Origin of the sequence: Brachyspira sp. (genome assembly GCF_029258575.1) — a bacterium.
Classification (GTDB): Bacteria; Spirochaetota; Brachyspiria; order Brachyspirales; family Brachyspiraceae; genus Brachyspira.
Genome location: NZ_JARHYI010000137.1, coordinates 1 through 12,217 on the forward strand (window position 1 = coordinate 1; position 12,217 = coordinate 12,217).

13 protein-coding genes and 1 pseudogene are annotated in these 12,217 nt (G+C 24.9%); 9 read left to right on the top strand and 5 right to left on the bottom strand.

Features of this window, described 5'->3' with window-relative positions:
* From Q1J76_RS10620 to Q1J76_RS10630, 3 genes and pseudogenes are all read right to left on the bottom strand, one after another.
* Positions 1–301: pseudogene (locus Q1J76_RS10620) on the bottom strand (hypothetical protein); the annotation flags it as partial.
* 9 nt (positions 302–310) lie between these two features.
* A complete protein-coding gene (locus Q1J76_RS10625; RefSeq protein ID WP_300370060.1) occupies positions 311–1,240 on the bottom strand; it encodes a glycosyltransferase family 2 protein in 930 nt (309 codons plus the stop codon).
* A gap of 73 nt (positions 1,241–1,313) precedes the next feature.
* A complete protein-coding gene (locus Q1J76_RS10630; RefSeq protein ID WP_269769157.1) occupies positions 1,314–1,436 on the bottom strand; it encodes a hypothetical protein in 123 nt (40 codons plus the stop codon).
* Between the two features lie 161 nt (positions 1,437–1,597).
* On the opposite strand from Q1J76_RS10630, the gene Q1J76_RS10635 reads away from it, so the two are divergent.
* From Q1J76_RS10635 to Q1J76_RS10645, 3 genes are read left to right on the top strand one after another with little or no spacing between them, the layout of a single operon-like run.
* The gene (locus tag Q1J76_RS10635; protein ID WP_300370064.1) at positions 1,598–2,155 is read left to right on the top strand and encodes a carboxymuconolactone decarboxylase family protein; all 558 of its coding nucleotides are present in this window, start codon (positions 1,598–1,600) and stop codon (positions 2,153–2,155) included.
* A gap of 57 nt (positions 2,156–2,212) precedes the next feature.
* Complete coding sequence (locus tag Q1J76_RS10640) at positions 2,213–3,049, top strand: glycosyltransferase family 2 protein (protein WP_300370066.1); 837 nt, start codon at positions 2,213–2,215, stop codon at positions 3,047–3,049.
* A complete protein-coding gene (locus Q1J76_RS10645; RefSeq protein ID WP_300370068.1) occupies positions 3,046–4,302 on the top strand; it encodes a hypothetical protein in 1,257 nt (418 codons plus the stop codon). Before Q1J76_RS10640 ends, Q1J76_RS10645 begins: the two co-directional genes overlap by 4 nt.
* Before the next feature lie 94 nt (positions 4,303–4,396).
* Here the strand turns inward: Q1J76_RS10645 and Q1J76_RS10650 are convergent, their stop codons facing one another.
* On the bottom strand, positions 4,397–5,149 hold the full coding sequence (locus Q1J76_RS10650) for a DUF2715 domain-containing protein (RefSeq protein ID WP_300370070.1): 753 nt from the start codon (positions 5,147–5,149) through the stop codon (positions 4,397–4,399).
* A gap of 245 nt (positions 5,150–5,394) precedes the next feature.
* Between Q1J76_RS10650 and Q1J76_RS10655 the strand changes: the two genes are divergently transcribed.
* The 4 genes from Q1J76_RS10655 (at position 5,395) to csrA (ending at position 8,874) form a co-directional block, all read left to right on the top strand.
* Positions 5,395–6,228 (top strand): class I SAM-dependent methyltransferase, encoded by an 834-nt coding sequence (locus Q1J76_RS10655; protein ID WP_300370072.1) that lies wholly within the window; start codon positions 5,395–5,397, stop codon positions 6,226–6,228.
* A gap of 614 nt (positions 6,229–6,842) precedes the next feature.
* Positions 6,843–8,096 (top strand): flagellar hook-associated protein 3, encoded by a 1,254-nt coding sequence (locus Q1J76_RS10660; RefSeq protein WP_300370074.1) that lies wholly within the window; start codon positions 6,843–6,845, stop codon positions 8,094–8,096.
* 59 nt (positions 8,097–8,155) lie between these two features.
* Positions 8,156–8,620 (top strand): flagellar assembly protein FliW, encoded by a 465-nt coding sequence (gene fliW, locus Q1J76_RS10665; protein WP_300370076.1) that lies wholly within the window; start codon positions 8,156–8,158, stop codon positions 8,618–8,620.
* Positions 8,621–8,622: 2 nt separating this feature from the next.
* A complete protein-coding gene (gene csrA, locus Q1J76_RS10670; RefSeq protein ID WP_300370078.1) occupies positions 8,623–8,874 on the top strand; it encodes a carbon storage regulator CsrA in 252 nt (83 codons plus the stop codon).
* Between the two features lie 105 nt (positions 8,875–8,979).
* On the opposite strand, the gene Q1J76_RS10675 is transcribed toward csrA, so the two are convergent.
* Positions 8,980–9,888, bottom strand: coding sequence for a hypothetical protein (locus tag Q1J76_RS10675; protein WP_300370080.1), 909 nt, complete (start codon positions 9,886–9,888; stop codon positions 8,980–8,982).
* 200 nt (positions 9,889–10,088) lie between these two features.
* On the opposite strand from Q1J76_RS10675, the gene Q1J76_RS10680 reads away from it, so the two are divergent.
* Positions 10,089–11,174, top strand: a complete 1,086-nt coding sequence (locus Q1J76_RS10680) for a cell surface protein (RefSeq protein ID WP_300370082.1) — start codon at positions 10,089–10,091, stop codon at positions 11,172–11,174.
* A 694-nt stretch (positions 11,175–11,868) separates the two neighbouring features.
* On the top strand, positions 11,869–12,217 hold a 349-nt coding region (locus tag Q1J76_RS10685), incomplete at its 3' end, for a BspA family leucine-rich repeat surface protein (protein ID WP_300370084.1).

Sequence of the window (12,217 nt, forward strand, 5' to 3'; positions counted from 1 at the left end):
AACTCAAAAGCCCTCCTCCAAATAATGGTGAAGCCCATTCTATATCAAGTCCGTTATTTTGATAATATAAAAACATACTTATAGCTCTGGATTCTATTTGACCATAATCATGTCCTATATAGGGATAATTACTATTTAAAAGAAATATATTAGATAATGAAGTTAATAAACAAAAAAATATAAAAATAAATATTTTCTTTTTCTTATCTAAAACTACATTACAAATATCATTATTCGATTTTATTATATATACAAATAAAAATACAAATAAAACTGTAAATAAATAAAATATAAATCTCATAATATACCCCTAATCAATCTTATTTTTAATAATATATTCAGGTCTTTTTTTAATTTCAGTAAATATGTTTGCTAAATACTCGCTGATAATAGATAAAGAGATAAGCTGGAAACCTCCTATAAAAAGAATTGTAATTATAATTGAAGCCCAGCCTTTAATTAAAACTTCTGGATTAAATAAATATAAATAAAATACTCTTATAGAAAATACTATAGCAATAAATATAGCTAATATACCCAAAAATAATGATATTCTAAGAGGCTTAACAGAAAAAGATAAAATTCCTGTCATAGCTAATATAAACATTTTTTTGATAGTATATTTTGTATGACCTGCAGCTCTTGCTTCCCTTTCATACTCAAAAGCCTTCTGTTCAAAACCCATCCAGCTTATAAGTCCTCTTATATATTTAGGGCTCTCTACAAAAGATTTATAACTTTCTATAACATTTCTATCAATTAATCTGAAATCCCCTGTATCAACAGGAAATTTTACCTCTGACAATAAATTTATTAAACGGTAAAACATAGAAGCAGTTAATTTCTTAAAAATAGACTCTCCCTTTCTTGAAATCCTTTTACCATAAATAATAGGAGTCTTTGTCTTCTCATATTCTTTTACCATATCCTGTATAATTTCAGGAGGATCCTGCAAATCTGCATCTATTATCACAGCAATATCTCCAGAGGCATTATGTATTCCGCAACTTACCGCAGCCTGATGTCCAAAGTTACGGGAAAAAGAAAATAATTTTACTCTTTTATCTTTATCATTTAATTTTTTTATTATCTCTTCTGTTTTATCTTTACTGCCGTCATTTACAAAAATAAATTCGCATTCATAGTCTAATAATTTTTGAGATACATTATTAATTCTTTCATAAAAAGTATTTAAAACTTCTTCTTCGTTATAGCATGGTATTATTACTGAAATCTTCATAATAAATATCCTATAATAAATATTGAATATCTATTAGAAAATATTTGCAATGACAATAAAATTGGTTTATTTGTTAATAAACTGATTTCTGATTTCTGATTTCTGATTTCTGATTTCTGATTTCTGATTTCTGATTTCTGATTTCTGATTTCTGATTTCTGATTTCTGATTTCTGATTTCTGATTTCTGATTTCATAATCATTTCCTAATTTAACATAGGCAAGTATTATACCATATAAAATATAAATTTCAATACTTTTTTAATAAAAATACTATTTATATTATTAAAATATATGTTATACTATCATAAAGCATTATAAATTAAATATTAATGCTAACTAAAAAATGGAGTTATATATGGCTAAAGTTAAATTTATGGAATATGATGAAGCTCAAGGAAAAGTAAAAGAAGCTTTCGACTATCATATCAAAAAAAGTGGAAGTGTTACAAACATGAAAAAAGCACTTCTTAATGATTATATAACTTATGATACTATGATGGGCTGGTACACTTCATATAACAGATTAGTTGAAGTTGTAGGAGAGAGAGCTGCTATGATTCTTGCTCATTCTGTTTCAACTACTAATGGATGTATATTATGTTCTTTATTCTTCATAAGAGATTTAAAAGCTATTGGAGATGATCCTAAAAATCTTAAACTAAATGAAAAAGAAGAATTATTATCTCAATTAGGTATGCAGATGGTAAAAGATCCTAATGGTGTAACTGATGATTTTATGAATAAATTAAAAAAACATTTTAATGATCAGGAAATAGTTGTTATAGTAGGATTTGTTTCTTGGATGATTGCTTATAATACTTTCAATTCAGCACTTGATATTGATTTAGATGAATCATTGGTAGGAATTGCTGTGGAATTTGAAAAGGAAACTTGGAGAGCAAAAAATAATTAATAATAAATAATTTTTTATAATTATTAAATTATGAAAAACATATTAATGGATAAATAGATGGTAAGCATCATCATCACAACAAAAAATTCTGAAAATTTTATTGCTGATTGTATAAATGCTGTAAAAAATTCTAATTATAAAGACACAGAAATCATATTAGTGGATAATAGCTCCACAGACAAAACTATAGAAATAGCAAAGTCATTAGGAGCTAAAACTTTTATTAAAGGTCCTGAACGTTCAGCTCAAAGAAATTATGGGGCTGAAATGTCAAATGGTGAGATAATAGGATTTTTAGATGTAGATATGACTTTGTCCGAGAATGTTATTAATGAATGTTTAGAAATTTTTGAAAATAATAAAAATGTAATGGCTATATATATACCAGAAAAAATTTATGGAAATAGTTTTTTTAATAGAGTAAGAAGTTTTGAACGTTCTTTTTATGATGCTACTGTTATAGATGCTGTACGTTTTTTTAGAAAAGAGGCTTTTATAAAAATAGGAGGTTTTGATTTAAATTTAAATGGTACAGAAGATTGGGATATAGATAGAAGAATAAAGCAAATAGGTGAAGTATCAATAATAAAATCTCCGCTTTATCATCATGAAAATCATACATTAAAACAATATATAGTAAAAAAAAGTTATTATGCCTCAAATTTTGATAATTACTTTGAAAAATGGGGACATGATAAAACAACCAAAAAACAATTCGGTATGTTCTATAGATATATAGGAGTTTATATAGAAAAAGGAAAATGGAAAAAATTGTTATCCCACCCTATTTATTCTATATCAATGTATTTTTTAAGATTTTTAATAGGTATTGTTTATGTACTTTCTAAATTCAATATTTCAAAAAAAGAAAATGTTTACAAGGATAAAAAATGAATAATAAAAAATTATTAATTATACTCTCAATAATTTCTATTATAATTGGTATACTTTTAAGATTTTATATTTATAATAAATCTATAGTCGGACATCCAGTAGGATTAGATGGAGAATATCAATTTTATCAGCTACAAAAACTCATTAATGAAAAAAAAATTCCAATAGAAGGAGTATTTTTAAATACTCCTAAAACTTATGATGATGAAGAAAATGCTAGAGTTCCTGGAGGATATTTTTATTTGTCATATATGTTTAAATATTTTTTAGGAGGAAAAACTTATGAAGGTGCGAGATTCATTAATATGATTACTTCTATACTGGTAAGTCTGATTTTTTTTATTTGGCTTTATAAAAGATTTAATCTTTTAACATTTGCTATAATAACAGCTTTAATGTCAGTTAATCCGTATTTTTTATATGCATGCAATTCTATATATAATCCTAATAATCCTTTAATATTATCATTTATATTTTTACCTGTACTTTACGAATATTTGTATAATGATAAAAAATTTATATATGCCATTTTATTATTTCCAATATTAGCTTTATCAGCACAATCTCATTTTTCTAATTTCTTTTCAATCATACCATCTTTAATAGTATTTTTAATAATAAGATGGAAGAAAGATACTAAAGAAAATATTATACCTTTATTAATTGGAGTATTTATATCATTTCTAACATATTTACCATATTTAATATATCAATTCCAAAATAATTTTGAAAGTTTATCTAAAATATTAGGAAGAAAATTAGAATTAGCAAGTAATTATATAATACAGCCTCCTCAAATATATTCTATATTTCTATTTATAACTAATGAACCAGGAGCAAAATATACAAATGGAATAAAAGATATAATTAATATATATTTTGGCAGTAATCCATTATATATTTTTAGTTTTATATTTTATATACTATCATTTGTATTTATTCTAATTGTTTTAATCCATACATACAAACATTTCTTCTCTAAAAAAATGATTACAGATGATGATAAAAAAACAAATACATTAAAAGATTTACTATTTTTCTACATAGTTTATATAGTTGCTACTGTAGTATTTTATATGCTAGGAGGTATTGGAGGAGGAAGACCTCATTATTTTTATTCATCATTTACTTTGGCATTTATACCCATAATATATTTTATAGAAAATATCAGATATACAAAAAATAAATACATAAATTATATTTGTCTTTATACATTTCTAAACTTAATATCAATAGTTATATATAAAATATAAAAATAATAAAAGCATAAAAATTTTGTTCATATACAATTAATAAACAAAATTTTGATGCATATATTATATTAATAAAATTATAAATTTAAAATTACTATTTTGTACTAGGTCCGAATTTAAATCCTAATTGCAAACCTATATCAAAGCTAGAATACGAAATATCATCAATTAACAATATATTATTATTAATAGCTCCGTCTATATCGTACAAATTAGATTCCATACCAAAATCATATCCTAAATACAAACCTATATTAAATGCTGTTTTCTCTGTGAAAAATATAGAATAATCAAAAGTTAATTTTATATAAGGTATTGCTATTGCTTTAAACATTCTTTTCATTCTATCAGAATCTAATTTTACATCCGTTTCTAATGAATGAAGTTTTGTATGCATATTTCCTGCTAAAGGAATTTTTACTCCTCCGCCGATACCAATAGCAAAATTATTAATATTAAATTTGGGAATTAATCCGAACTGCAAACTTTCATAAGTATATGTTTCAGAAATATTTTTATCAATTTTACTTATATATGAATATGTATCATGACTATAACCTACTTCCCCCAGTATACTTAATCCAATATTATCAGTGAATTTTATCATATAACCTAGCTGAGCAGTAACACCAACATCTAAACCAATACCAGCATTCTTTGAAAATTTATTTCGTATCGCTCCTCCCTGTATTATATCCTGATTTTCCGCATAATCTGTTAAATCATAATCATAAATACCCAAACTAATGCCAACAGGAACATTAATTATAAACTCAAATCCTCCTGCTGCAAATGATGTAAAAGAAATTGATATGAATATTAAAACAGAAAGTATTATTTTTTTCATAATATGTTAGCTCCTTTAATTATCTTTTAATTTAAATTTAACATTTTCAATTTATTTGACAATATCAAAATACTAATTTATAAAAATTTTACATGAAAAAATAGTTATAAACTATATGAAAAATCAAAATAAATAAAATTCGATTTTATACATTTTAATTTTTATAATATTGACAATTTATTTATTTATAGTATAAAGAATTAACATAATATTTTTAAATTATGAATTATAATAAGGGCAAATAAATGAAAAAAGGCAAAAAATCTGAAATAAAAAAATTAAAAGTGAAAACCCATAAAAATTTATTACTAGTAAAAAGTGAAAGTGAAGAAGATAAAAATAAATTAGAAATAATAAGAGATATACTAATCAATGATGAAAATAAAGATAAAGCAGATTTACATAATTATTTTTTAAATAATAAAGGTGAAGCTATATTCAAACATCTGCCTTTTTTTGATATATATGAAAGACACTTTTCTAAATACAGAGGAAAAGATATTAATATGATGGAAATAGGTGTTGGGAGTGGTGGAGCTGTAAAAATGTGGAGAGAATATTTCAAAAATAATAACAGCGAAGCTAAAGTAAATATATATGCTATAGACAAAAATCCTAAATGCAAACAATTTGAACAAGATAATATAAAAATATTCATAGGCTCTCAAGATAATAGAGATTTTTTGAAAGAAGTAAAATCACAAATACCAAAATTAGATATATTAATAGATGATGGTGGACATAGAATGCAGCAGCAGATAATAACTTTTGAAGAAATGTACGGACATATAAAAGATGACGGAATTTATTTATGCGAAGATGTTTATACTTCCTATTGGGATAATTTTGGAGGCGGATATAAAAATCCTAATTCATATATAGAATACACAAAAAATTTAATAGATTCTCTAAATGCATATTGGTCTACTGAAGAAGATGATTTATACCCTAATGAGTTTACTGAAAGCACCTACTCCATTCATTATTATGATGCAGTAGTGGTTATAGAAAAAAAGAAAAGAGATACAAGATATAATGATATATGTCAGCAGGCTATAATAGGAAAAACTAAAGAATAATCAATAATAATATTCTAAATAGCATCTCAATCTAATTTTTTACACATTTATGCATGTCAATAAAAAAAATTATAAGCATCTTTTTTATTTCTAAAACTTCAATATTTTCTTTTATAATTATCATAAAATATTAATACTACTAAATTATATAATAATTAAAGGAATATATAATTTTTTATAAAGAATATTTAATATATATATGTCTGAATGTTTTTTATACTTTATATTCCGATAATAATATAGAAATTAATAAAGTGAAATTAAGACTTTGGCTTAATTTGTTAATAGCAATATTAAAAGATAAAAATTGAGAGTGCTTACATTCATAAGGATATAAGGAGTTTAATTTTTATTATATAATAAAGTTAAGCATAACAGAAAAAGCGAGACGAAGCAGATAGTAAATTTATTTACTAGCTTATAAAAGCGAAGTCGAGCATAAAAATAAAAAAGCGAGACGAAGCAGCTAGTAAATTTATTTACTAGCTTATAAGAGCGAAGTCGAGCATAAAAATAATAAGAAAAAAATTATAAATGAATTTAATATTATTACGAGAATAGAAACGATATAATAGTAATTTCTATATTAAATATATAAAAAATAGGAGATAAAAATGAGAGTTACTGAACAAGCCCAATTTAATAGAACAGTTAGTACAATAAAAAGAAATTATAATGAGATGGAAGCATCTCAAACTAGATTATCTACTGGTCAAAGGGTGCAGTACCCTCACCAGAATGTTACTTCAACTATTAATTCTATATATTATAGAACTAGAATGTCTTCAGTAGACAGATATCAAAGCAATATAGTTGATGGTAAAGAAAAATTAAGCACCGCACATGATTCTATGTCAGCTATAACAGAAGCTTTGAATAGAGCAAGAGATTTAGCAGTTCAAGGTGCGAACAGTACTTACGGAGCCGATGACAGAGCTAAAATGGCTATGGAAGTAGAAGAAATGATAGAGAGAATATACGATATTTCAAAAACTCAAAGCAAGGGAGAATTTGTATTCTCTGGAACTAGTATAAAAACAGCACCTTTCAGAGCATTTTATGGACATGATGAAAAGGCTGGACGCTCTATAATAAAATCTGTTATGTATGAAGGCGATGGAAATCCTCAAAACAGAGAAGTAGAAAATGGACAGGTTATAAATGTAGCAACTCCAGGTAATTATGCTTTTTGGGGTACTGATATGGAAATAATATCTACAACTGATGCTTCTACTTATATTGCTGCAGAAGATCAGGATATTATGATAGATGATATGGTTGTAAACATTAAACAAGGCGATAATATAGAAGCTATAGTTCAGAGAATTAATGATGCTAATGGAAATGTAAGTGCTTCTATAGGAGATTTGAAAGGCGGAGAAAAAGTTATACAATTAAAAACAGGTACGCCTCATAAAATACTTTTACAAGATTTAGCTGGCGGTACTGTACTTCAGGATATAGGTTTGATTAGAGAAGGTGCTGCTAATAATCCTGAAAATAATTATGAGCCTAGTGCATTAGTTACAGGAAAAAGTGTATTTGAAAGTTTAATATACTTAAGAGATGCTATGCTTAATGATGATGTTAGAGCTATAGGAAGTGAAGCTTTGGGATATATAGATAGTTCATTAGATAATGTTGCAACTGTACAGGCTAATGCTTCTTCTAAAGTAACAAGACTTGATATGGGATATGCTAGTTTTGAAGATCAGAGATTATCTATTGAAGAGGCTTTGGCTAAAAATGAAAATATTGATTACTCTGAAGAAATTGTTAACTTCAATATGTGGCAGTATGCTCATAATGCTTCATTACAAACAGCTGGAAAATTGTTAGGCAGAACTCTTATGGATTATTTAAGATAATAAAAGATTAGATGCTGATAATATAAAAATTTTATAAATGTATAAAAGGAAATAATTTTATGCCAGAAATAGAATCTAGGATATTGGGAAAAATAGAAGTTTCAGATGATTCATTATATCATTTAAATGGTACTATATTAGCATTTGAAGACTATGATGAATTTTATCTAGTTAATATGGATGAAGAAGGAACTTTTAAAATACTGCAGTCTAAAGATGATAAAAATATATGTTTCATACTTATAGATCCGTTCTTAATATTTAAAAATTATGAACCTGATGTACATGATGATGATATAAAATATTTGGGTATAGAAAATAATGAAGATTTATACCTTCTTACCATTGTCAGCATTCCAAATAGTGATTTTAAAACTATGAGTGCTAATTTAGTAGCACCCGTAGTTTTTAATATCAAAAATCATAAAGCTAAACAATGTACCGTTTCTGGAGATAAATACACTACTAGACATTCTATTCTATTAGAAGATGAAAAGAATAATAAAGAAGAAAGGAGTTCATAACAATGCTTGTACTTTCTAGAAAAATAAATCAAAGCATAGTAATAGGCGATAATATAGAAATAATGCTTGTTGATATACGAGGCGATCAAATAAAGCTTGGAATTAATGCTCCTAAAAATGTAAAAATATTCAGAAAAGAGGTATATGAAGAAATAGAAAGCCAAAACTTAGAGGCTTCTAAAGAGGCTACCGCTGATAAATTGAATATTTTAAGTAATTTCGTAAAAAATAAATTAGGTAAAAATAATGATTGAATAATATTAAATCTATAGCTTTCATTCCTATTATATTATAATCAAAAGTCTTATTTTAATAACAATTATTTATTTTATTACTTATTCAAAAGAAAAATTATTTTATCAACTGCTGAATGGATTAATTAAACCGCCATTTCTTATCAAATTAATAGGCGTCAAAATAATATATGATATTATAAAATTGAATAATGATACTATAGCAGAAAATATCAAAAGCATATTATAAGTTTCCAACATTCTATTGATAAATTGCTGTATAACATATGGTATATCAAATTTCAAAAATACCTTCATTAAAATAAATAACGTATTTAATATTAATGATAATGCAAATATAACTATCATACCTTTGGAAGCATGTGAAATATCAGCAGGACTTAATTCCATATGTGAAGCTATAGAAATAGACAAATACAAAAATATCCAAAATGTTATATTTTTAAAAGAAGAATATTCTATTACATTTTTTATTATATTAACAAAAATATTATAGCTATATACGAATATATTTGATATTGTGTAATAGAAAATAGATAACATATCTGAATTTAGTACTTGCTTATACTGTAAATTTGGTATTTGAAATATATTGCTTTTCAATTCTGGAGCTAATATTATAAATAGTATATAAACTATTAAAGTACCGATAATAATTGGTCCTACCCCTATAAAGAAATTTCCCATTTGCTGATACCAACTTCTAGAATCATAACTATGCAGAACATAGCCTATAGTGTCTGATTTTGTATTAAATAATTTTATATCATTAATTTTATGTTTGAAAAGAAGACAAAACAATGCATGAGAAAGTTCATGTATTGGTGTCCCTATCCAGCCCGTAATATAAACTTCTGTTTTTGAACCTAAAGTTTTGGCAAATATTCTTCTTGTTATAGAAGATAATACATATAGAATAAATCCAAATATTATAATAGTTCCGAATAATCTAAATAAATCTATTATAGTTTTAGATAGAATAATTATTATAAAATAAAAAAAATCTTTTATCATTTTTTCATCCGTGCTTTCATTTATCGGAAGAAAATAGCCTTTAATTTACTTTTGATTCATAAAATTCAATCAAAATAAGCACTTGAAAAAATAGAATTTCTATTATAAACTATTACAATAATTATATAAAAAATATATAATTACTATTACATTATTAAATAAAATTTGTTTTGTATTATATTATAATAAGTGGAGAAGAAATGAAAAGAATAGTATTACTTATGCTTCTGATATTAAATTCAATTGTTTTTGCTATAGATGATATAGTAGATAAAGACAATATGCATAATTTAATAGAAGGAGTAACATCAACAAGATTTGGTTCTGACAGAGCCAGCACTATATATGATTTTGCTCCGCTTATGAATCATAATACACCTTTTAAATTAGGGGTGGCAATATTAGATTTATCTCATATAGTTGATAATAGCTATTTAAATCCTGATGGTAAGAGGAAATTAGCATTTATACCAAAAGCCTTTGTAGGTTTAAGTTATGGAATATTTGCTTTTGGATATCAATTCAATTTATATAATGACCTTACAGAAAAAAATAGACCTGTAGCACATAGCCATTCATTTTCATTTGGTTTTGCCACTCAAAAATATCGTTTATCTTTACCTTTCTCGTTTTCTTTCGGAAATCCTAGATATTATGGCGGAAAAGTAACATTGAGTACAACTCCTAAATTTTCATTTATGTTCAAAAGTGGACTGTTAGATGAGTTTACAATGTCACTTCATTATGGTATACAGCTTTCAACTGTTACAAATAATGTAGGAGGTACTAGTATAGCACCTATGGTAATTGGAGGATCTTTATACGGAAGTATTATGCTTACAAGATTCGATAATTATCCTGTACAAATTAGTTTACCTGTTAAATTAGCATTTTATTATGGTATAGGAGCCAGATGGGCTACTATAGATGCGGGGTATGCTGATGATGCTTTACTTAATTATTTATATGATGATAATGGTGGAAGATCCACTGATAGTATGTATTTCTATGTATCATTACCCGCTAAATTTGAAGCTAAGTTAGGAGCTATATACACTTATATTATGCCTAGACTTATGTTTGAAGGTAAAATATATAAAACCGATGGAGAATATAATTTGCATTATGGTGCTGAAGGTGAAATGCAAATCACATTAGTAGAAAATATCACATTTGGTTTAACTATTTTTGCTGAAGGTCAGGGAATAATGAGAAAAAGTAGTAATTTTGAAATAAAAAATGCATTTGGCGGCGGATTAGATGTTTGGGGAATTTTTAGATATTAAAATTTAAAAATCTATATATAAAGAAATTAATAAATAAATTCTCTATATAAACGCATGCTGAAGAATATTAACACTTATAATTAAAATTCATATATACTATTCGCTTTATTTATAAATTTATTATAAGTATGCTACAAGAATTCTAATAACACTTTGATAGGCATGCTATTTCTATAAAAGCTATAAATAAAAAATAAATTTTTTATTTTTAAATAAGATTAAATAATATATAGAGTGGAAATTAGAATAAAGTAAAAAATTTAATTTTTTCTAATACCCCACCCCTTATTTTTTATTGCTTAATTATGATTATTTATTTAAAAATTATTTTCTGCTTTATTATAAATTTCAGCACCCACCCAAGTTTTATTTAAATTTTTTGCTTCATTACCGCACGTATAATCAAACAAAAAACATAAGTTTAATTATAAAATAAAATTTTAAATATATATAATAATCTATTTAGCGTGCGTTAATAATTTTCAATCTTAATTTCATATTATTTTAGTGAGATATAAAATTATCATTTTTTAGTATATTCTAACAAAAATACTGCTGTATATATTTGCATTTTTCTTTTATATAGTGTATACATAATATATGTAAGAGTAAGAATAATATTTTTGAATTATAAATTTTATTTTTCACATTAAAATATATTTTAATTAAATTGATTTAAAGGATAGAGGTTATTATGTCAGAAAAGCAATTCAAACCAAAAACCAAAGAAGAATTAAAAAAATTAGTAGAAGATGAAAATATTAATCTTGGCAGTATTGATACAAGTTTAATAACTGATATGAGTGAATTATTTCTTAATAGTAGAAGAAAAGATTTCTCAGGTATAGAAACTTGGGATGTATCTAATGTTAAAAATATGAGCAGTATGTTTAAAGAATGCAAGAAATTTAATCAGCCTTTAAATAATTGGAATACTTCTAATGTTAAAAATATGAGCAGTATGTTTAAAGAATGCAGCGAATTTAATCAGCCTTTAAATAATTGGGATACTTCAAATGTAACAAATATGAGAAATATGTTTG